The 20,147-nt window shown below is 72.9% G+C and carries 17 protein-coding genes; 5 read left to right on the top strand and 12 right to left on the bottom strand.

The window, feature by feature from the left end; translation table 11 throughout:
• Nucleotides 1-10: 10 nt before the first annotated feature.
• From AB0E19_RS23745 to AB0E19_RS23705, 9 genes are all read right to left on the bottom strand, one after another.
• On the bottom strand, nucleotides 11-1,255 hold the full coding sequence (locus AB0E19_RS23745) for an LLM class flavin-dependent oxidoreductase (protein ID WP_362183651.1): 1,245 nt from the start codon (nucleotides 1,253-1,255) through the stop codon (nucleotides 11-13).
• A gap of 249 nt (nucleotides 1,256-1,504) precedes the next feature.
• A complete protein-coding gene (locus AB0E19_RS23740) occupies nucleotides 1,505-2,671 on the bottom strand; it encodes an LLM class flavin-dependent oxidoreductase (RefSeq protein WP_362183648.1) in 1,167 nt (388 codons plus the stop codon).
• A 132-nt stretch (nucleotides 2,672-2,803) separates the two neighbouring features.
• The gene (gene ssuE / locus AB0E19_RS23735) at nucleotides 2,804-3,370 is read right to left on the bottom strand and encodes an NADPH-dependent FMN reductase (RefSeq protein WP_362183645.1); all 567 of its coding nucleotides are present in this window, start codon (nucleotides 3,368-3,370) and stop codon (nucleotides 2,804-2,806) included.
• A 152-nt stretch (nucleotides 3,371-3,522) separates the two neighbouring features.
• The gene (locus AB0E19_RS23730; RefSeq protein WP_362183642.1) at nucleotides 3,523-4,506 is read right to left on the bottom strand and encodes an ABC transporter substrate-binding protein; all 984 of its coding nucleotides are present in this window, start codon (nucleotides 4,504-4,506) and stop codon (nucleotides 3,523-3,525) included.
• A gap of 58 nt (nucleotides 4,507-4,564) precedes the next feature.
• On the bottom strand, nucleotides 4,565-5,371 hold the full coding sequence (locus tag AB0E19_RS23725; protein WP_362183639.1) for an amino acid ABC transporter ATP-binding protein: 807 nt from the start codon (nucleotides 5,369-5,371) through the stop codon (nucleotides 4,565-4,567).
• On the bottom strand, nucleotides 5,368-6,396 hold the full coding sequence (locus tag AB0E19_RS23720; protein WP_362183636.1) for an amino acid ABC transporter permease: 1,029 nt from the start codon (nucleotides 6,394-6,396) through the stop codon (nucleotides 5,368-5,370). Before AB0E19_RS23720 ends, AB0E19_RS23725 begins: the two co-directional genes overlap by 4 nt.
• Nucleotides 6,397-6,417: 21 nt before the next feature.
• Nucleotides 6,418-7,380, bottom strand: coding sequence for an ABC transporter substrate-binding protein (locus AB0E19_RS23715; RefSeq protein ID WP_362183633.1), 963 nt, complete (start codon nucleotides 7,378-7,380; stop codon nucleotides 6,418-6,420).
• Nucleotides 7,377-7,895, bottom strand: a complete 519-nt coding sequence (locus tag AB0E19_RS23710) for a GNAT family N-acetyltransferase (protein ID WP_362183630.1) — start codon at nucleotides 7,893-7,895, stop codon at nucleotides 7,377-7,379. Before AB0E19_RS23710 ends, AB0E19_RS23715 begins: the two co-directional genes overlap by 4 nt.
• Nucleotides 7,895-9,022, bottom strand: a complete 1,128-nt coding sequence (locus AB0E19_RS23705; RefSeq protein WP_362183627.1) for an LLM class flavin-dependent oxidoreductase — start codon at nucleotides 9,020-9,022, stop codon at nucleotides 7,895-7,897. The genes AB0E19_RS23710 and AB0E19_RS23705 overlap by 1 nt, the downstream gene beginning before the upstream one ends.
• Nucleotides 9,023-9,730: 708 nt before the next feature.
• Here AB0E19_RS23705 and AB0E19_RS23700 point away from each other — a divergent pair.
• Nucleotides 9,731-10,741, top strand: coding sequence for an amino acid ABC transporter permease (locus AB0E19_RS23700; RefSeq protein ID WP_362183624.1), 1,011 nt, complete (start codon nucleotides 9,731-9,733; stop codon nucleotides 10,739-10,741).
• A gap of 343 nt (nucleotides 10,742-11,084) precedes the next feature.
• Nucleotides 11,085-11,963: a DUF1684 domain-containing protein gene (locus AB0E19_RS23695; protein WP_362183621.1), complete on the top strand. Its 879-nt coding sequence runs from the start codon at nucleotides 11,085-11,087 to the stop codon at nucleotides 11,961-11,963.
• A 312-nt stretch (nucleotides 11,964-12,275) separates the two neighbouring features.
• Here AB0E19_RS23695 and AB0E19_RS23690 read toward each other — a convergent pair whose 3' ends face one another.
• A complete protein-coding gene (locus tag AB0E19_RS23690) occupies nucleotides 12,276-12,728 on the bottom strand; it encodes a MerR family transcriptional regulator (RefSeq protein ID WP_362183618.1) in 453 nt (150 codons plus the stop codon).
• Between the two features lie 95 nt (nucleotides 12,729-12,823).
• On the opposite strand from AB0E19_RS23690, the gene AB0E19_RS23685 reads away from it, so the two are divergent.
• The 3 genes from AB0E19_RS23685 to AB0E19_RS23675 all read left to right on the top strand — a co-directional run bounded on the left by AB0E19_RS23685 (nucleotide 12,824) and on the right by AB0E19_RS23675 (nucleotide 14,426).
• Entirely contained in the window at nucleotides 12,824-13,651 is an 828-nt protein-coding gene (locus AB0E19_RS23685) for an oxidoreductase (protein WP_362183615.1), read from the top strand.
• Between the two features lie 227 nt (nucleotides 13,652-13,878).
• The gene (locus AB0E19_RS23680; RefSeq protein WP_362183612.1) at nucleotides 13,879-14,181 is read left to right on the top strand and encodes a hypothetical protein; all 303 of its coding nucleotides are present in this window, start codon (nucleotides 13,879-13,881) and stop codon (nucleotides 14,179-14,181) included.
• Nucleotides 14,178-14,426: a hypothetical protein gene (locus AB0E19_RS23675; protein ID WP_362183609.1), complete on the top strand. Its 249-nt coding sequence runs from the start codon at nucleotides 14,178-14,180 to the stop codon at nucleotides 14,424-14,426. Before AB0E19_RS23680 ends, AB0E19_RS23675 begins: the two co-directional genes overlap by 4 nt.
• Nucleotides 14,427-14,610: 184 nt before the next feature.
• Here AB0E19_RS23675 and AB0E19_RS23670 read toward each other — a convergent pair whose 3' ends face one another.
• Both AB0E19_RS23670 and AB0E19_RS23665 read right to left on the bottom strand, forming a co-directional pair.
• Entirely contained in the window at nucleotides 14,611-17,511 is a 2,901-nt protein-coding gene (locus AB0E19_RS23670) for an FG-GAP-like repeat-containing protein (protein ID WP_362183606.1), read from the bottom strand.
• Nucleotides 17,511-20,069 carry a S8 family serine peptidase gene (locus AB0E19_RS23665; protein WP_362183603.1) on the bottom strand — a complete coding sequence of 853 codons (2,559 nt, stop codon included), beginning with the start codon at nucleotides 20,067-20,069 and terminating at the stop codon, nucleotides 17,511-17,513. Before AB0E19_RS23665 ends, AB0E19_RS23670 begins: the two co-directional genes overlap by 1 nt.
• Nucleotides 20,070-20,147 lie beyond the last annotated feature (78 nt).

The raw sequence follows: 20,147 nt of genomic DNA, 5'->3' as shown, positions 1-20,147 counted from the left end.
TCCTGCGGGCTCAGACGGCGGATGGGGGTGCCCCCTGCTCGAGCGAAGCCGAGAGCTTGGGGGAGTAGCGGTTCGCGGGGCGGGCGAGCCCGAGCAGCCCCCGGAGGGTGTCTGCCTCGTAGGCGTGGCGGAAGGCGCCCCGGCTCTGGAGTTCGGGTACGAGGTCCCGGGTGATCCGTTCCAGGTCGTGGCCGATCGCCCCGGGCCGCAGCCGGAAGCCGCTCAGGCCTGCCTGCCGCAACTCCAGGAGTCGTTCGGCCAGTTGCCGGGGTGTTCCGGTGAACACCTCGGCGTCGCTGGTGCAGGGGTGGCCCGCGAGGCCGTCGAGGCGGGCCTTGCGGTCCTCCGCCTGCGCGGCGGCGTCGTCCAGGAAGACGACCAGGTCGCCGAAGACGTGCAGCCGTTCCCCCGCCCGTCCCGCGGCGGCCTGGGCGGCGCGGATCTCGGCGACGACGGCGCGGGCGTGGCCGGTGTCCCGCGGGGTGACGTAGCCGATGTCGGCGGAGCGGCCCACCAGTCGGTACGGCACGCTGTCGTGGGCGAGCGCGCTGACCAGGGGCTGTCCCTGCGGGGGCCGGGGGGTGATCGAGGGGCCCCTGACGCTGAAGTGGCGGCCCTGGAAGTCGATGTAGTGCAGCTTGTCGCGGTCGATGAAGCGTCCGGTGGCGATGTCACGGATCTCCGCGTCGTCCTCCCAGCTGTCCCACAGGCGGCGCACCACCTCGATGTGGTCGGCGGCCTCCTCGAAGAGTTCGTCGGTCAGGGCGCGGCCGGCCGGGGTGTCCCGGTCCTCGGCGCGCAGGGGCGGGAAGGCGCGGCGGCCGAAGTGCGCGGCCTCGTCCGGCCGTGCCGTCACCCGCACGCGCAGGCCGGCGCGGCCGGCGCTGACGTAGTCCAGGGTGGCGATCGCCTTGGAGATGTGGAACGGCTCGGTGTGGGTGGCGACGACGGTGGGGACCAGCCCGATGTGCCGGGTCAGCGGTGCGACCCGGGCCGCGACGAGGACGGCGTCGAGCCGGCCCCGGACCTGGTCCGTGCGCGCGTCCGGCTCGGTGGGGTGCGAGGACTGGAGGCCGAGCCCGTCCTCGAACGTCACGAAGTCGAGCAGGCCGCGTTCGGCCTCGGCCACGAGGTCGGCCCAGTAGCGGGCGGTGAACAGGTCGTGGGGCCGGGCGGCCGGCTCGCGCCAGGCGGCGGGATGCCAGCCGGTGCCGTCGAGCGCCACGGCGAGGTGGAGAGGGGGGCGTGCGGACACGGAAAGGGGCCTTCCTGGTCGGCCGTGTGGGGTCGTCGGCCCTCGGACGGAGGGCTCGCGGGGGGCGGGGGGCGCGGTGAGGACGGTGGGCTCGTGGAGGACGGGGGCTCGCGGAGGGCGGAGGGCTCGCGGCTCCTCCGCTCTCGCGGCCTGGGCGGGGTCGGACGGGCGGGCGCGCGGTCGCGTGGGTCGCGGTCGCGTGGACCCGGCCGGGGCGCTCCTGGTGGGGGCTGCCGTGCCGTACGGCGCTCAGGGGAGCGACGGGACCGGAGGCACCGGGGCCGGGGGTGCGGTGGGAGCCCTGGCGGCGAAGCGCGGCAGGACGTTCTCGCCGAACCAGTACGCCTCCTCCAGGTGCGGGTAGCCGGAGAACACGAACTCGTCGATGCCGAGCCGGTGGTACTCGGTGATCCGTTCGGCCACCTCGGCGTGGCTGCCGACCAGTGCCGTACCGGCTCCCCCGCGCACCAGCCCGATCCCGGCCCACAGGTTGGGGTGGATCTCCAGGCCGGCGGTGGTCTCCCCACCCCGGCCGGAGCCGGGGGCCGGGGGGAGGCGGCCGCCGTGCAGGGCGAGCATGCGCCGCTGGCCCTCGGACTCGCTGCGGGCGAGCCCGGCCTGGACGGCGGCGACGGTCGCGGGGTCGAAGCCGTCGAGGAGTCGGCGCGCTTCGGCCCACGCCTGCTCGGAGGTGTCGCGGGTGATGACGTGGAGGCGGATGCCGAAGCGGAGGGTCCGCCCCTCGCGCGCGGCCAGGGCCCGGATCCAGGCGATCTTCTCGGCGACGGCGGCGGGCGGCTCGCCCCAGGTGAGGTAGACGTCCGCGTGACGGGCGGCGACCCGGCCCGCGGCCGGTGAGGAGCCGGCGAAGTAGATCTCCGGCAGCGGGTCGGGCACCCGGGCGAGCCGGGCGTCCTCGACCCGGAGGTGCTCGCCGGCGAGGTCCACGGTCCGGCCGTCCCACAGCGCGCGGACGATCCGGAGGAACTCGTCCGTGCGGGCGTAGCGGGCGTCCTTGTCGAGGAAGTCGCCGTAGGCGCGCTGTTCCGGGCTCTCCCCTCCCGTGACCACGTTGAGCAGCAGCCGGCCGCCGGAGTGCCGCTGGAAGGTGGACGCCATCTGCGCGGCGAGCGTGGGCGAGACGAAGCCGGGCCGGAAGGCGACCAGGAACTTCAGGCGCTCCGTGAGCGGGGTGATCATCGCGGTGGTCAGCCAGGCGTCCTCGCACCAGGCGCCGGTGGGGGTCAGTACGCCGGTGAAGCCGAGGTCCTCGGCGGCGCGGGCGATCTGGGTGAGGTAGCCGACGCTCGGGGGCCGGTCGCCTCCGGTCGCGGTGACCGCGGTGCCGTGGCCGCCGCCGACGACATGCCGGCTGTCGCCGTTGGTGGGCAGGAACCAGTGGAAGGTGGGGCTCACGTGGACGGACACCTTTCGCTCGTCGGCGGCGGAGACGGGGGGACGGGGACAGGGACGGAAGCCGGGAACGGGAACGGGAACGGGGACGGGAACGGGGACGGGGGACGGAAGTCGGGGACGGGGACGGGGCGGTCAGGCCGCGCGGCCGGCGACCGCCGGCAGGGCCGTACGGCTGCCGAGGGCGTCGGAGAAGCGGTCCACGACCTGGGCGAGGGCCTCGGCCGGGCCCGGTGAGACGGTCAGGGTGCCGTCGTCGCCCACCTCGATGTCCTTGTCGAGGGTGAACCAGCCCTGCACGATGTGCGCGGCGCCCATGGAGCTGAGCACGGGCCGCAGGGCGTAGTCGATCGCCAGGACGTGGGCGGTGGTCCCGCCGGTCGCCAGCGGGAGGACGGTCTTGCCGACGAGGCCGTGCTGCGGCAGCAGGTCGAGCAGGGACTTCAGGAGGCCGGAGTAGGCGGCCTTGTAGACGGGGGTGCCGATCACGACCCCGTCGGCGCGGGCGAAGAGCCGGGTCGCCTCGACGATCGCCGGGTGGCCGAAGTCGGCGCCGAGGAGGGCGTCCGCGGGGAGGGTGCGGACGTCCAGGGGGATCACCTCGTGTCCCTGGGCCGTGAGCCGCCCGTCCAGGTGGCGCAGGAGCCGGGCGGTGCGAGAGGTGGCGGAGGGGCTTCCGGAGACGGACAGGACGGTGGCCATGGCGGTTCCTTCGGGAGCGGGTGCGGTCGCGGGGTGCGCGGGGCCCGGTGGGGCCGTGTGCCCGGGTCGGGCGGGCTGCGGGGACAGGTGGGGCCGCGGGGACTGGTGGGGCCGCGGGTCCGGGTCGGACCGCGGCCCCGCCTCCCGCGTGGCTACGCGCCGGTCCTGGGCAGGCCGGGCGGGTTGACCGCGGACGTGGTCACGGCCTCGTCGGACAGGCCCCAGCGCTGGAGGACCTGGGAGTAGGTGCCGTTCTCGATGACGTGGTTGAGGGCGTCGGCGAGCGGCGCGGCGAGCCCGCTGTCCTTCCTGGTGGTGGCGGCGATGAGGCCCTGGAGGGCGGAGCCCGCGCCGGAGTACGTGCCGACCACCTCGGTCCTGCCGGTGGTGGCCGCGTGGTACGCGGTGGTGGGGTTGGGGCCGAGGTAGAGCTCGATGCGGCCGGACTGGAGGGCGAGGTAGGTGTCGCTGTCGTTCTGGTAGTACTTGACGTCCACCGGTTCGCGGCCGGCCTGCTCGTTCTCCTTGCTCCACTCGACGAGGAGCTTCTCCTGGTTGGTGCCGCTGCTCACGGCGACCGTCCTGCCCGCCACGTCCTCGGGTCCGGTGATCTTCAGGCCGCTGCCCTTCTTCGCCTCGAAGCCCAGGTTGTCCTCGCGGTAGGTGGCGAAGTCGTACTTCTCCTTGCGTTCCTCGGTGACGGTGATGTTGCTGAAGCCGACGTCGTACTTGCCGCTGTCCAGGCCGACGAAGATGTTCTCCCAGGAGACCGTGTTGAGGTGCGGCTTCAGTCCCAGGACGTCGGCGACCAGGTAGGCGATGTCGGGCTCGACGCCGATGACGGTCTTGTCGTCGGTGGCGAAGAAGGTCAGCGGCGCGGCGGAGCCGGAGGAGTCGACGATCTCCAGGGTGCCTCTTCGGCGGATCTCCTCCGGGACGCGGGCCGCTATGGAGTCGACCTTGCCGGTGGTGATCCGGTTCTGGTCCGGGCTCAGGTTGATCTTCACCGTGCCGCCCGAGGCGGCCGCGACCTCGGTCGTGCCGCTTGGGGAGGGGTTGCCGCAGGCGGCGAGGACGAGGGCGGTGGTCAGTCCCAGCGCGGCGGCGGTGGTGCGGCGGCTGATCGAGGTGGCCATGGTGTGCTCCTTGCTCAGGGGGAGGGAGGGACGGCTGGGTGCGGGTGGGTACGGGTGGTCAGAGGACCTTGGAGAGGAAGGCGCGGGTGCGTTCGTGCCTCGGTGCGTCGAGGACGGCCGCCGGCGGGCCCTGCTCCACGACGGCACCGCCGTCCATGAACACCACGGTGTCGGCGACCTCGCGGGCGAAGCCGATCTCGTGGGTGACGACGATCATGGTGGTCCCGGTGCGGGCCAGGTCCTTGATGACGTCGAGGACTTCGCCGACGAGTTCCGGGTCGAGCGCCGAGGTCGGCTCGTCGAAGAGCAGCACCTTCGGTTCGAGGGCGAGTGCGCGCGCGATGGCCACGCGCTGCTGCTGGCCTCCGGACAGCTGCCGCGGGTAGGCGTCCGCCTTGTCGGCGAGGCCGACCCGGTCGAGGAGCCGGCGGGCGGTCTCCTCCGCCTGCCGGCGGGGGCGGCGGAGCGCGGAGACCGGTGCCTCGACGAGGTTGTCGAGCACGGTCAGGTGCGGGAAGAGGTTGAAGTTCTGGAAGACGAACCCGATGTGGGTGCGCTGCTTCAGGACGTCCTTCTCCTTCAGCTCGTGGAGCTTTCCGCCGTTGCGGCGGTAGCCGATGAGCTCGCCGTCGATGCCGATCCAGCCGCGGTCGACCTTCTCCAGGTGGTTGATGGTGCGCAGCAGGGTGGACTTCCCTGATCCGGAGGGGCCGAGGATGACGGTGACCTCTCCGGCGCGGACCTTCAGGTCGACGCCGCGCAGCACCTCCAGCGGGCCGAAGCTCTTGTGGACGCCGCGGACGTCCACCATCACGCCCCCGTCGGCCGGCTGCGCGTCGTCGGCGGTCGCGGTCACGTGGCTCATCGGCTCTCTCCCAGGGGCTTCAGGGGTACGACGGGCTGGTCGCGCCGGGCGGCCGCCGCGCGCAGGCCGCGGACGGAGCGCCGGACGCGCTGGAGCGGAGTGGGGGGCGGGGTGCGGTCCGCGCCGCGGGCGAAGCGGCGCTCCACGTAGTACTGCGCGACCGACAGCAGGGTGGTGAGGACCACGTACCAGGCGGTGGCGACGAGCAGCAGGGGGATCACCCGGCCGTTGCGGCCGTAGATCACCTGGACCTGGTAGAAGAGCTCGCCGATGGACATCACGTACACCACGGAGGTGCCCTTGAGCAGGCCGATGATCTCGTTGCCGGCCGTGGGCAGGATGGCGCGCATGGCCTGGGGCAGCACGATCCGGCGGATCTGCCGCAGGCGGGGGATGCCGAGGGCCGCCGCCGCCTCCTGCTGGCCCTGGTCGACGGCGATGACCCCGCCGCGCACGATCTCCGCGGCGTAGGCGGCCTGGTGGAGGGTCAGGCCGATGACGGCGGCGCCGATCGTGCCGATGAGGCTGTTGCTGTCGACGGACCAGAGGACCGGTCCGAAGGGGATGCCGACGCCCAACTCCTCGTACAGGGCACTCAGGTTGAACCAGAACACCAGCTGGACGATCATCGGGATGGACCGGAAGATCCAGATGTAGGACCAGGCGACGGTCTGCAGCACCGGGCTGCTCGACAGCCTCATGAACGCGAGGACGGTGCCGAGGAGGAAGCCGAGCACGGTGGCGTACGCGGTGAGCTGGAGGGTCACCCACACGGCCTGGACGATCGTCTCGGAGAGGAAGTAGGCGCGGAAGACGTCCCATTCCCAGACCGGGTTGGTGGCCAGCCCGTGCAGGAACTGGGAGACCAGCACGATCACGGCGGCGGCGGCCGCCCAGCGGGCGTAGTGGCGGGTGGGGACGACCCGGAGGGGGGCCGGGGCGTCGGGGGCGGGTTCTCGGTCGCGGCCGGCGCCCGGGGCTGCGGGGCCCGGTGCGACGGCGGTGGAGCCGGTGACGGGTGCCATCGTGGTGTTCCTGCTCCACTCTCAGGTGTGTTCGGTCGGGTTGATCCGGGAAGCGTCGATCGCTGAGGCGCTGGTGCCCCACTTCTGCAGGATCCGGGCGTACGTTCCGTCCTTGATCAGCTCGTTGACGGCGGCCTGGAACGCCGGGGTGAGCGGGGAGCCCTTCGCGAAGGCGAAGCCGACGTCGAGGCGGTGGAACTCGCCGAGGAAGACGGTCTGGGCGGCGGGCTGCGCCGCCTGGTGGCGCAGGCCGTTGATGGTCGACATGACGACGTCGATCCGGCCCTGCTGGAGCGCGGTGAGGGTCGCTCCGTTCTCCGAGTAGACCTTGACGTCGTACGGCTCCTTGCCCGCCTCGGCGCACACGCCCTTCTTCGCGGTGAGGGTCGCCTCGAAGGTGGTGCCGGCTCCGGTGCCGATCGTCAGCCCGCACAGCTGGGTGAGGTCGGTGACCTTCGTCGCGAGCGCGGTGCCGCCCTTCTTCACCGCGAAGCCCTGGCCGTCGTTGATGTAGGTGACGAAGTCGACGCTCTTCAGGCGTTCGCCGGTGACGCCGAAGTTGCCGGTGCCGACGTCGTACTTGCCGCTGGCGAGGGCCGGCAGGATCGTCTCGAAGGACGCGTCCTGCCGCTCCAGCTTCACGCCGAGGACCTTGGCCACCGCGTCGGCGATGTCGATGTCCTGGCCCGCGGGCGGCTCGCCCGGCCCGTTCGGGTAGTACGCCCCCGGCGGGAAGCCGATCGAGCTGCCGACCCGCAGGGTGCCCGCCCGGCGCACGTCGGCGGGGAGCAGGGCGGCGGCGGAGTCCACCGTGCGTACGGCGGCGACGGGGTCGTCCGACGGCGCGGCCGATGCCCGGGCGCCCGCCGGCGCGGTGCCGGAGGGGTCTCCGGAGCCGCAGGCGGCCGTCGCCGCCATCAGGGGCAGCAGCGCGGCGACGGCGGCCGCGCGCCGCAGTCGGGTGCGGAGGTCACGGGCGCTCATGGACGTGCCGCCTTTCCGGGGTGGGCCGCGGTCGCGGGCAGGTGCTTCTCGAAGGGCAGCAGGCCGAGGGTCTCCGGGTCGGCCGCCGTGTCGAACAGCGGGGCGTAGCCGGTGGCCAGGTACAGGCCGCGGGCCTCGGGCTGGCGCGGGCCGGTGGTCAGGCGGATGCGGCGGTAGCCGCGGGTGCGCGCCTCCCGCTCCAGCTCGGCGACGACGCGGCGGGCTAGGCCGCGCCGGCGGTGGGCGGAGTGCGTCCAGATCCGCTTGAGCTCGGCCGTGGTCGCGTCGTAGCGGCGGAAGGCGCCGCCCGCGACGGGCGCGCCGTGTTCCAGGAGCAGGAGCAGGACGCCTCCGTGCGGGGCGGTGAACTCCTCGTCGGGATAGCGGGAGATCTCGGCGTGGGCGTCCCTGCCGTAGCGCCGGGAGTACTCGTCGCCGAGTTCCCGCAGCAGGGGCCGGACCCGGGGGTCGGAGACGGGGACGTGGACGACCGTCGGCTGCGGTGCGCCGGTCATCACCGCACCGCCGCGAGGGTGCCGCGCGCCGCCCGCTCGGCGTCGCGCTTGGCGACCTCCTCGCGGACGATCGGGATGACGTGCCGGCCGAAGTCGATCGCGTCGCCCAGCAGGTCGTAGCCGCGCGCGGAGACGATGTCGACGCCGAGGTCGTAGTAGTCGAGGAGTGCCCGGGCGACCGTCTCCGGGGTGCCGACCAGGGCGTTGGAGTTGCCCGCTCCGCCGGTCGCGGCGGCGGTCGGGGTCCACAGGGCGCGGTCGTAGCGCTCCCCCGCCTCGGCGATGGCGATCAGCCGCTGGGATCCGGTGTTCTCCGGGGCCTCCTGGGCGCTTCCGCGGTGGTGTCGCACGGGCGCCGCCGCGCGCCGTTCCCGGATCGCGCCGAGCGTGCGGTGGGCCTTCTCCCAGGCCAGTTCCTCGGTCGGGGCGATGATCGGGCGGAACGCCACCTGGATGCGGGGGACGTCGGTGCGGCCCGCGGCCTTCGCGGCGGCCCTCACGGCCTCGATCTGCTCGGCGGTCCTGGCCAGGGGCTCGCCCCACAGGCAGTAGATGTCGGCCTCGGCGCCTCCGGTCGCGTACGCGGCCGGCGAGGAACCGCCGAAGGAGACGGCGGGGCGGGGCCTTCGGTACGGGAAGACGTCGCTGACGAAGTCGTGGAAGCGGTAGTGCGCGCCCTCGTGGTCGAAGGGCTCGTGGCTGGTCCAGATCTTCTTGACGATCCGGATGTACTCGCGGGTGCGGGCGTAGCGCTCGTCCTTGGTGAGGGTGTCGCCCTCGCGGCCCTGCTCGTGGTCGTTGCCGCCGGTGATGAAGTGGACGGCCAGCCGGCCTTCGCTGATCTGGTCGAGGGTGGCGAAGGTCTTGGCGGCGAAGGTGGGGTAGGAGACGTTGGGCCGGTGGGCGAGCAGCAGTTGGAGGCGGTCCAGCCTGCTCGCGACGTAGGCGGCGGCCGGGGCGGGGTCGGGGGAACCGGAGCCGTAGGCGAACAGCACCCGGTCCCAGTCGTGGTCCTCGTGGGCCCGGGCGAGCCGGAGCGTGTACTCCTTGTCGAAGGCGGCGCCGGAGCGCGGGGTGGTTTCGGAACCGTCGTGGGTGGCGGCGATGCCTAGGAACTCCACGGGCATGGGAGAGGGCCTTTCCTCGGGTCCGCCGGCCGGGGACGCCGCGAAGGGCGTCGCGGAGCGGGCGCGGCGGAGCGGAGCAGCCCGCGGCGCGGCCGGTTCGACGGCGCTTCAGGGTGCTCGGAAACAGGGCGGGGAAGGTGTGACGACGCCGGGGCGGAAGCCTCGGAGGAGGAGGGGCGGCGGCAGCGCGTGCCCGTTCTCGCGGGATCGCCCGTACGCCGACCCGGGACGAACCGGGCAGGTGCGTACGGCGGTGCTACGAGGGAAGGAACTCGGCCCGCGACGGGTCACCGAGGGAGGGAAGGGCCGGTCGGACGACCCGCTGCCGCGTCAGGCGCAACACGCCGCGGACCACACACGACCGAAGTCGATGTGGTCACGGCTGACCAGGCGCTGCTCGGCATTCATGCGACCAATTGAGCAGGACATCGCGCTTCCCGTCAACCACGGCCCGGATGCCGGACCGCAGTTGGGCGGTTCCGGGGGCGGGGTGGTTGACATCCGCGCGCGGTGCGCCCGTACGATCGGACCGGACCGGCTCCGCCCCGCGCGGCGGCCGTCCGGGCCGCGTTGAGGGACGCGGCGTGTGACCTCGCCGGAATCCGGCCGCCGTCCGGTGCCCCCGCGCCGTGAGCGACCGGAGTCCCTGTCCATGCGCCGCCGGGTGGTCGCCGCCACCCGCGCCTCCCTCGTCTGGAGTGCCTTCCGATGGCTTCGCCGTCCGACGTCCACGCCCTTTCCCGCGTCCCCGCGGCCGCACCGCCGACACGACGCCCGAGCCCCTCCGACGGCCCGGGTCCCGAGACCGATCTCCCGCGGATCGTGCCGCGCCGGCACATCGGCCGGCTGGTGACGGCCGCCTTCGCGCTGCTGCTCTTCGCGATGGCGGTCCACTCCGTCGTCCGCAACCGCGCCTTCCAATGGGACGTGGTCGGCCGCTACTTCACCACCGCGGCCGTGCTCGACGGGCTGCTGCTCACCCTGTGGCTGACCGCCGTGGTGATGGTGCTCGGCTTCCTGCTCGGCACTCCCCTGGCGGTGATGCGGCTGTCCGCCAACCCCGTCCTGCAGGCACTGAGCTGGGGATTCGTATGGATCTTCCGGTCCACCCCGCTGCTGGTGCAGCTGCTGTTCTGGTTCAACATCGGCGCGCTCTACCCGACCCTCGGTCTCGGCATCCCCTTCGGGCCCGAGTTCGTCACCGTCCGGACGGTCAACCTGCTGGGCCCCACCCTGACCGCCGTCATCGGCCTGACCCTGCACGAGGCGGCCTACGCCGCCGAGGTGGTGCGCGGCGGCATCCTGTCGGTGGACGCCGGACAGACGGAGGCGGCCCAGGCCCTCGGCATCGGCAGGCTGCGCACCCTGCGCCGGATCGTCATCCCGCAGGCGATGCGCTCGATCGTCCCGACCGCGGGGAACATGCTGATCGGCACCTTGAAGGGCACCAGCATCGTCAGCGTCCTGGCCGTGCACGACCTGCTGTACTCGGTGCAGTTGGTCTACAACCAGACGTACCAGGTGATCCCGCTGCTGATGGTCGCCACCCTCTGGTACGTCGCCGTCACCACCGTGCTCGGCGCGGGGCAGTTCTACGTCGAGCGCCACTACGCCCGGGGTTCGGCCCGCGCGCTGCCGCCCACTCCGCTCCAGCGGCTCAGGCTCCGGACGGCCCGGCTTCGGGGCCGGTCGGGGAAGGCGACCGGTCGCGGCCGATGAGGCACGGCGGTCCGGCCGGGTCCAGCCGGGTCCGGTCGGGGGAACACTGGTGTTCCGCGGCGGTGTTGTGTTCTCCTGAGGCCGTGAGCCTTCTCGTGACGCGACGACACGTCGACTACGTGCGCGTCACGACCATGGCCTGTTCCGGCTGACCCGAGGCCTCGTCCCGGCGTCCGACCACCGGCGCACCCGCCCCAGGGCTCCTGGGCGCCCCCGACGGGCTCGTTCCCGCCCCGCGTATCCGTACCCCTCCCGCCTCCCGGCCCCGCACGGGCCGTCGCCTTCCCGGCGACGGACAGGGGGCCGCGCGCATCCCGCCCACCACCGCACCAGGAGGAGACGCATGAGCGTCCACGACATCCCCGGCACCCGCACGCCCGTCGAGTCCGACGGCCACCCCGACGCCGCCGGTCTTCCCGATCCCGAGGTCTTCGCCGCCGAGTGGCGGGAGTGGCACCGGGAGAAGGACGCCCGGCTGGCGTCCGAGCACGGCTTCCTCGCGGTCACCGGTCTGCACTGGCTCTCCGCCGAGCCGCAGTCCTTCCCCGGCGTTCCGGGCACCTGGTCGACGGGGCCCGAAGGCGTCGTCGTGGAACTCGACGAGGGGACGGAACTCGTCGTCGACGGCGCGGTGGTGCGCGGGCGGCATCTCTTCGGCGTCGTTCCGGAGCGCGGCGGGGTCGACGCCGTCTGGGGCGACACGGTGATCGAGGTGGCCAAGCGCGGCGGCCAGGACGTGGTCCGGCCGCGGCACCCCGGCCACCCGCTGCGGGTCGCGTTCACCGGCACGCCGGCGTACGAGCCCGATCCGCGCTGGGTGGTCACGGGTCGCTACGTGGCCTTCGACGAGCCGCGCCCGACCACGGTGGGCGCCGCCGTCGAAGGCCTGCACCATGTGTACGACGCCCCGGGCCGCGTCGTCTTCCGGCTGGACGGGCGGGAGTTGAGCCTGACGGCGTTCAACGGGCAGACGCCCGGGAGCCTCACGGTGCTGTTCACCGACGCGACCTCGGGCGTCACCACGTACGCGGCCAACCGCGGGCTCGGCATCGCCGCCCCGGGGGCCGACGGCACGGTGGTGCTCGACTTCAACCGCGCCACCAATCTGCCCTGCGCCTACACCGACTTCGCGACCTGCCCGCTGCCGCCGGCCGAGAACCGGCTGCCCGTCGCGATCGAGGCCGGGGAGCGGATCCCCCGCGAGCGCGGCCCGGTCGACTAGGGCGTCGCGTTCACCGCCCTGCTCGCCCGGGCCGACACCGAAGGCGACGACCTCGACCGGGTCGTCGCCGGTCGCCTCCACGATCGTCCGGGCTCGTCAGCACGCCGCCGGGGCCCGTCAAGAGGGGCCCCGGCCGGTGCGCCGGACGGCCATGCCCTCGGACGCGCGCCCGCGTCTCCTGAGGTCATGACCCCTCAAGCAACCGCCACCGTCTGCCGCGCCGGACTCCGCATCGCCGCCCTCTTCATCTGGTCGGCGAGACGATCCGAGGGCTACCGCCTGAGCGGCGGTAGCCGACGGAGGCGAGGAAGATCACGTGCCCTCCGGCGGAGGGCACTCATGGTGGGTGCCGGCCTGCGCGGCATCCGGGTGGGACGGGTTCCAGAGCCGGTCGGCTGCGCCGCGGGCGAGGTGGTCCTCGTAGATCCGTACCTTGTGCCGCATCACGTCCAAGGTGTCCTGCAGTTCGCGGATCTGGGTCTCCACGTGGCTTTCGTGTCGGCGCAGCAGTTCGAGGCGCTCGTGTTCGTTGCCCGGGCCTTGTCGGGCGAGCTCGATGTACTGCCGGATCATCGCCAGGGACATGCCGGAGGAGCGCAGCTTCGTGCAGATGGCCAGCCACTCGAGGTCTTCCTCGTGATAGATCCGGCGGCCGTTGGACAGGCGGCGCACCGGGTTGGCGAAGAGGCCCTCCCGCTCGTAGAAGCGCAGCGCGTGCACGCTCAGCCCGCTGCGTCGCGCCACCTCACCGATGCTCAGGTCCATGAGCGCCCCTCCCCCACCCCGCTGTTGATCTAGACCCGACTCTAGGTCCTAGCGTCGGGGTATCGGCCCATCGGGCCATCGGAACAGGGGAGAACATGAGCGTTTGGTTTGTCACCGGTGCATCGCGTGGGCTCGGCGCGGAGATCACCCGGGAGGCGCTGGACCGAGGACACGGCGTGATCGCCACGGCGAGGGACGCGTCAGCGGTGCTCCGGGCGTACCCGCAACAGCCGGACGGACTGCTGGCGGTGAACGCGGACGTGACCGAGCCGCAGCAGCTGACGGCTGCGGTGGAGGCCGGGCTGGCGAAATTCGGCCGGATCGACATCGTGGCCGGCAACGCCGGTTACGGCCTCGTCGGCGCGATCGAGGAGACCTCCGACGAGGCCGCCCGGGCGCTGTTCGACGTCAACGTCTTCGGCGTGCTCAACACCTTGCGGGCCACGCTGCCGACGTTGCGCGCCCAGCGCAGTGGACACGTCCTGAACATCGGCTCCGTGGCCGGCTTCGCCACCGCACCGGCGGTCGGCCTGTACGGCGCGTCGAAGTTCGCCCTGGAGGCCATCTCCGAGGCACTGCACGGCGAACTGGCCCCGCTTGGCGTCCGCGTCACGATCGTGGAGCTGGGCGGGCACCGCACCGACTTCCTCAGCAGTCTGAGCATGCGCGTCGAACCGGCCTCCATCGCCGACTACGCCGCCGCGGCGGGGCCGGTGCGCGAGGCACTGACCGGATACGACGGCCGCCAGCCGGGCGATCCCGTGAAGGCGGCGAAAGCCATCGTGGACATCACCGAGAACCCCGAGCCGCCGCTTCGCCTGCAGCTGGGCGCGGACGCGCTCGAACGCATCGAGGCGAAACTCGACCTGGTGCGACGTGAACTCCACCAGTGGCGTCACGTAGCGCTCTCTACCGGAACCTGAGCGGAGTTCCGCCCGCCGGGCGTGGGGAGTTGGCTGATCGCCGGGTGGTGTACGCGTAACCGTCCGCGGAGTCGGACTTCGCCGACCGCCTGGTGCGCCCGATCGGGTGCGTGGCGCGTCTCCGAGACGAGCACAGTGGCAGCCGATCAGGCCTGAGATGCACTGACGCCATCACGCCGACCGCGTACGCTGGGCGGAGACGCGAACGACCGCCCCGGGAGGCAGACGTGACGGCACGAGACACGTGGACGGTGGACCGGCTCCACCACGCCCTGCCGCACTCCGCCTCCCGCCAGCAGCTGCTCGCGGACGTCAACCTCACCCCTCTCGACCGGCTGCCCGCGGTCCTCGACCGGTGGGCGCGCGCCGCCGAAACCCTCCAGGCCGCCGCAGGCCGGATCGCCGCCGCCCGCGCCCACGCCGCCGCCGGCCGGCCCCACGACGACGCGACCGCCGCCGACCGCACCGCCGACGTCCGACACGACGCCGGTCACCGCGGCGACCGTGAGCCCGGCCGGGGCGCCGCGTGACCTACCGGCTCAGCTTCCCCGGCGACGTCTTCGACACCTACAAGCAGCTCCCCGACGACGCCCGTCGCGACATGGCCGTCTGCCTCGTCGATGCCCAGCAGAACCCGCTCGCGGCCTCCGAACCCTACGGTGAGGACGACGGGATCATCCGGACCGTCGCCCGCGGCCACACCACCGCCGTCGTCCTCATCGGGGAGCCCACCCGCACGATCACCGTCCTCGCCATCGCCTACGCCGGCGCGTAGGACCGCATCCTCGCCATCCTGTCGCGCGGCCGCACGGCCAGCCGCTGGGAGGCGCCCTCACACAAGGGGGTACCGGAGTCGAACCCCGGCGGTGCGCGCACGTACGACTACGGCAGCAGGGCCTCCTGGACTCGGTCGGCTTCGCAACCCCGAGCTACCAGGAGGCCCTGTCCGCGGGACCGGGTCAGGAGGTGGTGAGTGTGGCCACCGTCAGCTGTCGGATGCCCTTCAGGGGAAGGTAGTACAGCGTGCCCTGCAGGCCCGAGATCCGGTCGAAGCCGACGTCGTCGAAGTTCAGCGAGACCAGTTCGGCCACGCCGTCGCCGTCCAGGTCGCCGGTGAAGACGTTCTGGGCGCCCTTGAGGTTGAGGCCGGTCAGCGATGACGGGAAGCTTGCGTCCGTACCGAGGAGCGACCCGTCGTAGACGCGCGCACCGCCCTGCACACCGGCCCAGAGCAGCGGCCTTCCGCCCGGTCCGGTGAAGTAGCCGCCGGACGTCATCGGGAGGGTCCCGAGGCCGGTCTCGCTCCCGGGACCCCAGGTGTTGTAGCCCGAGGGGGCCACCTGCGTCAGCCCTGCCGGGCTGGTGAAGAAGCTGCAGCATCCGTTGATGCCGCCGATCATCCGGCTGCGCAGGACCTCGCCGGTGCGGCCGTCGCGGATCTCGGTGACGGCCGGCCAGCCGCCGGCGGCGGTGCGCGAGCCCCAGGTGAAGACGACGGCGTTCCCGTCGGCGTACGGGATCTGCGGCGAGGCGAAGGTGCCGTTGCGCAGGCCCGCGGCGTACAGGGTGCCCTCGGGGGCCACCGGGTCGGCCTTCCAGGCCAGGGTGCCGTTCCTGGCGTCCAGGGCGACGCCGTTCACCGCCGGCTTGCCGCCGGCGATGGCGATGGCGCCGGCACCACGGGTGTTGTACGCCGCGTACACCCTGCCCTTCGCGACCGACGCGGTGGAGAAGGCGACGTCCGCGTCGGGGGCGGCGTACTCCCACATCAGGGCGCCGCCGCCCCGGTGGGCGCGCACCTTGTCTGTGGGCACGACGACCTCGGACCTCCCGTCGCCGTCGAGGTCCGCGGGGGTGACCGTGTACACGTACTGGCCCCGGCCGTCGATCTCGGTGAGGGTCCTGCCGGTGGCCGCGTCGAGGACCACGGCGGCCTTGTCCGCCGCGACGACGATCTCGGGGCGGCCGTCACCGGTGGTGTCGCCGAGTTCGAGGTCGGCGGTCCGGCCCGGCAGCGTCGCCTTCCACAGCAGCTTGGGGGAACCCGCGACCAGCGACGGGCCGTCGTAGGCCCACAGGCCCTGCGAGTCGCCGCCGACGATCAGGTCCTTCGCGCCGTCTCGGTCGACGTCCGCGGACGTGGCGACGGACAGCGCGCCACGGCGGGCCAGGACGTTCTGCTCGTGGCCGCCCGCGAGGCCGAAGGTGCGGATGTTCTGGTCGGGGTCGGACGTGCGGACGTGCCAGCCGTCCTTGTCCTGGTAGGTCTCGGCGAACAGCGGCGATGCGTGCGCGTCCTCCTGCTTCCACTTGACCGAGCCGTTGTTGCCGGCCAGCACGATCAGGCGGGCGAGCCGCTGGCCTCCCTCGTTGACCGGCGTGTCCTTGTCCCGGTCGTTCTGGGCGCTGGCCACCAGCTTGCCGTCGGCGATCCGAAGACCCCAGAAGGAGCTGCCGTCCCGGCCGTTGCCCGGATCGCGCTTGATCGAGTACGACCACTTCTCCGCGCCGGTGGTGCCGTCCACGACGCGGGCGGTGGCGGCGTTGACGAACAGGTTCGGGTCGAGCGTGGACTCGGCGACCGCGTACTCGGCCTTGTCGTCGCCGGAGAGTCGGCCGACCGCGAGGTTCGTCGGCAGGGCGTTGATCCGGGAGTCGAGCTTCGTACGGGCGCCCGTGGCCGCGTCGTACGCCGCGATCTCGTAGCGCATGCCGTCGGTCAGGTCCGCCATCTCCACCGCGACCAGACGGCCGCGGGTGGCGTCGTACTTCAGCGCGCGTGACAGGAGCGCGTTCTCGGCCTGCCACTGCACGCCGCCGTCGGCCGGGTCCACGACCAGGGTGTGGCCCTTCGTGGGCGCGGTCGCCGACGTCTTGCGCTCGTTCCACGAGACGGCGAGCAGCCCGCCGGGCAGCTCCTGCATTCCGCCGAACGTGGTCTGGGCGCGCTTGCCGGTGTCGAACGTCCAGTTCGCCGCCGGGGTGAGCCTGCCGTCCGCGTAGGTGAACCGCAGTCCGTACAAGGCGGTGGTGAGGCCGCTGGTGTCGGTGGGGTTCCAGTAGGGCGTGTCGCCGTACACGAGTGTCCTGCCGACGATCCGCACCTGGTACGCGCCCGCGGTGAGCTTCCACCACAGCGTCTTGCCGGTGGCGCCGTCCAGGACCGAGACGAAGGTGCCGGTCCGCAGGGTGGAACCGGGGATGGTGAACCACTCCGTGCTCGCCACGTTCATCGTGACGGCCAGGTCGTCGACGCCGTCGCCGGTCAGGTCGCCGGTGTCGTAGCCGAGGTCGGAGGTGGGGAAGAAGGGGCTGACCGCGTTGTAGCCCATCACGACGCGGACCGGGTAGAACTCCTTCTCCCACAGCCGGTAGGGCATGATGCCCCACTCCTTGGTGAAGGAGGCGTTGTCCCGGGTCCAGACCTCCTTGCCGTCCTTGGCCAGCCGCTGGATCATGCCGAGGCTGCCGATGGCCAGGTAGTCGGAGCCGGCGCCGGCGAGCGTGACGGTGTCGGCGTGGCCCTGGGAGCCTTCGAGGGCCGTCTTGACGTTCGCCGTCAGGCCCGCAGCGGCGGTGGACGCATCGGAGGTCGAGGCGTCGGCCGTGCCCGAGTCGGTGGATCCGTCGGTACCGGAGCCCGTGCTCGGACCCTCGTCCGGGGTGACCCGCGCGGTGGCCTGGTCACCGTACGGGTCGGGCTGCAGCCGCTGCTCCAGGCTCTGCGCCTGCTCCTCGGTGAGGGTCAGCAGGCCGTTGCTGTCGTCGGCGGCGGACACGCCGGGCGCGCACGTCAGCGCCAGGCCGGCCGCCACCAGGGCGGAGGCGAGCCGGAGGGCGCGCCGTGAGGTGCTGCTCATCAGATGGTCCCCTGCGTGAAGCGGATGGCGGACAGGTCCGTCAGGGCGGACTCGTCGAACGAGTAGCCGAGGCCGTCGGTGCCGCCCTGGTTCTCGATGCCGAGGGTCGCCGAGGCGCCCTTCTCTCCGGCGGCGGTGCCGATGCCCTGGTACTGCAGGGTGATCGCGCCGGTGGCCTCCTCGAAGACGGCCTCGAAGGTGACGCGGGCGGAGGTGTCGGCGGCCAGGGCGGCGTTCGTCCACACGATCGCGAACCTCCGGCTGCCGGCGGTGCCGGTGACGGCCGTCTTCACGGACGACTTCTTGTCCAGCACGAGGTCGTCCCAGAAGGCGGCGACGATCCCGTTCGGCTGCGCGGCGCCCGGCAGCGCGGTGTTGGCGTAGTCGCCCAGACGCGGCTGGAGGAAGTTGACCAGGCCGTTGGTGGTGATCGACGCGCTGGTGTAGTCGACCCCGTAGTGGCGGACGGGGAACGGCAGGTTGACGGTCGCGGCGTTCTCGTCACCGGACAGGGCGACGGCGGTGCGGCCGTCGATCCAGGCGTACGCGGCCGGGGCGCAGGCGTACGTGCCCGCGGCGTCGGTGCGGTTCGGCAGCGCGGCGGTGACGGTCTCGTCGCCGTCCACGGTCACCTGGGTGGTCCGTACGCCGTTGCACTTCACCGGGGCGGCCGGGGTGGCGGTCAGGGTGAAGGAGCCCTCGGCCACGTCCGGCAGGGTGAAGCGGCCCGAGGCGTCGGAGACCGCGGCGGCTATCGGGGCTTCGAGCAGGCGCACGGTGGCTCCGGGCAGTGGCCGGCCGGTGACGTCGAGGACGGTGCCGGTGACGGCGTGGTGCGGGACGGCGTTCATCGTCAGGTCGTGGGTCGCGGTCTCGCCGGTGGTGACGGTGAAACCGGACTCGGTGGCCGTGGCGTATCCGTAGCCGCTGACGGTGACGGTGTACTCACCGGCCGGCAGGGCCAGCCGGTAGCGGCCGGCGGCGTCGGTCAGGACCGTACGGGAGAAGCCGGCGCTCTCGGTCGTGACGGTCATGCCCGGCAGTACGGCGCCGGTCGCCCGGTCGGTGAGGGTGCCGGTGACGAGCGCGGCGGTGCGCGGCGAGGCGTCGACGGCGCCGAGGACGTCGAGCTTGCCCTCGCCCCAGACGTTGTTGGCGTCGGCGGTGCCGCCGCAGTGGGTGTCGTCCACGTCGCGCGCGGCGTCGTTCAGCAGGGCGCGGGTGGCGTCGATGTTGCCGATCAGCGAGGGGGCGGCGGACCACAGCAGGGCGACGGCGCCCGCGACGTGCGGGGTGGCCATGGAAGTGCCGTTGATGGCGCGGTAGCCGCCGCCGATCCAGGCGGAGCGGACGTTGACGCCGGGCGCGGCGATGTGCGGGCGCGGCGAGCCGTCGATCGGGGACGGTCCGAAGCCGGAGAACTCGGCGATCCTTCCGTCGGCGTCGTACGCGCCGACGGAGTACGTCACGCCTTCGGCGCCCGGAGGGTGGGAGGTGGAGCAGGTGACGCCGTCACCCGCGTTGCCGGCCGCGAACGCGTCGAAGATGCCGGCGGCGTGCCAGGCGGCGACGATGTCCTGGTAGAAGTTCTGGCCGTCGGTGCCGCCCCAGGAGTTGTTGATGATGTCCGGGGCGAGGTCGGGCCTGGGGTTGTTTCCGTTGCGGTCGGTCGGGGCGAGCATCCACTGTCCGGCCGCGAGCAGGTACGGATCGGAGCACGAGCTGGACTCGCAGCCCTTGGCCGCGATCCACGTGGCGCCGGGTGCGACCCCGATGCCGCCGGAGCCGACCATGGTGCCCATGGTGTGGGTGCCATGGCCGTTGTTGTCGCACGGGGCGCCGGTGGTGCACACACCGGTCGGGTCGAACCAGTTGTAGTCGTGCACGGCGGTGGAGCCGTTCCAGCCCCGGTAACTGCTCTGCAGCGCCGGGTGGCTGCCCTGCACACCGCTGTCGATGTTGGCGATGACGATGCCTTCGCCGCGGTCGGCGTACTGGGCCCAGACCTCGTCGGCCCGGATGTCGTCGATGCCCCACTCGACGGTGGAACCGTCTGCTCCGGTCGCCTGGGTGGCGGCGTCCGCCGCGGCCGACTGCTCCAGGTCGTCGATCTCGTAGGTCCGGGAGGGGATGATCTCGGCGACGTCCGGGCGGGCGGCGAGCTTCTCGACGAGCGCCTCGTCGCCGGTCAGGCGGAGGGTGTTGGCGATCCAGTAGGACTGGTAGCCGACCTTCGCCTTGTCCAGGAACGCCTTCAGCGGGCCCTGGCTCGTGGCGGCCGTCTCGCGCAGCGCGTCGAACGCGGCGGTGGCCTTCTTGGCGTGGCCGCGGGCGGTACGGGCCTTGGACAGGTCGGCGCGGTCCTTCAGGACCACGAAGAAGGTGGCGTCCTTGCCGGCCTCGACCGTGTCGAGGACCGTTCGGTCCACCTTCGCCGGGCCCGGTGTCGCGCTCGGCGCGGCCTGAGCGGCCGCGGGCGCCGAGCCGGCGAGCAGAGCGGCGGCCACGGCCGCCGCCCACGCGGCACGTCTGCGCCCGGAGGTACGGGGCGGATGCATAGAACGGCTCCTTCGCATGCTGGAACAGTGGCCCCCGCGCCCCCCGTGAGAGGGACGGCGGAAGCCGTGGGGACCCCA

It is taken from the genome of Streptomyces sp. NPDC047974 (assembly GCF_040653375.1).
Lineage (GTDB): Bacteria > Actinomycetota > Actinomycetes > Streptomycetales > Streptomycetaceae > Streptomyces.
Note: the sequence above shows the minus strand (reverse complement) of the source record. Positions and strands in the feature narration are given on the sequence as shown.

What these genes read in the sequence shown, in the direction of transcription:
- AB0E19_RS23710 (WP_362183630.1), bottom strand. Translation starts at nt 7,895, where the DNA reads ATGACCGGCGCACCGCAGCCGACGGTCGTCCACGTCCCCGTCTCCGAC.
- AB0E19_RS23685 (WP_362183615.1), top strand. Translation starts at nt 12,824, where the DNA reads ATGAGCGTTTGGTTTGTCACCGGTGCATCGCGTGGGCTCGGCGCGGAG.
- AB0E19_RS23725 (WP_362183639.1), bottom strand. Translation starts at nt 5,371, where the DNA reads ATGAGCCACGTGACCGCGACCGCCGACGACGCGCAGCCGGCCGACGGG.
- AB0E19_RS23665 (WP_362183603.1), bottom strand. Translation starts at nt 20,069, where the DNA reads ATGCATCCGCCCCGTACCTCCGGGCGCAGACGTGCCGCGTGGGCGGCG.
- AB0E19_RS23690 (WP_362183618.1), bottom strand. Translation starts at nt 12,728, where the DNA reads ATGGACCTGAGCATCGGTGAGGTGGCGCGACGCAGCGGGCTGAGCGTG.
- AB0E19_RS23705 (WP_362183627.1), bottom strand. Translation starts at nt 9,022, where the DNA reads ATGCCCGTGGAGTTCCTAGGCATCGCCGCCACCCACGACGGTTCCGAA.
- AB0E19_RS23715 (WP_362183633.1), bottom strand. Translation starts at nt 7,380, where the DNA reads ATGAGCGCCCGTGACCTCCGCACCCGACTGCGGCGCGCGGCCGCCGTC.
- AB0E19_RS23730 (WP_362183642.1), bottom strand. Translation starts at nt 4,506, where the DNA reads ATGGCCACCTCGATCAGCCGCCGCACCACCGCCGCCGCGCTGGGACTG.
- AB0E19_RS23695 (WP_362183621.1), top strand. Translation starts at nt 11,085, where the DNA reads ATGAGCGTCCACGACATCCCCGGCACCCGCACGCCCGTCGAGTCCGAC.
- AB0E19_RS23670 (WP_362183606.1), bottom strand. Translation starts at nt 17,511, where the DNA reads ATGAGCAGCACCTCACGGCGCGCCCTCCGGCTCGCCTCCGCCCTGGTG.
- ssuE (WP_362183645.1), bottom strand. Translation starts at nt 3,370, where the DNA reads ATGGCCACCGTCCTGTCCGTCTCCGGAAGCCCCTCCGCCACCTCTCGC.
- AB0E19_RS23720 (WP_362183636.1), bottom strand. Translation starts at nt 6,396, where the DNA reads ATGGCACCCGTCACCGGCTCCACCGCCGTCGCACCGGGCCCCGCAGCC.
- AB0E19_RS23700 (WP_362183624.1), top strand. Translation starts at nt 9,731, where the DNA reads ATGGCTTCGCCGTCCGACGTCCACGCCCTTTCCCGCGTCCCCGCGGCC.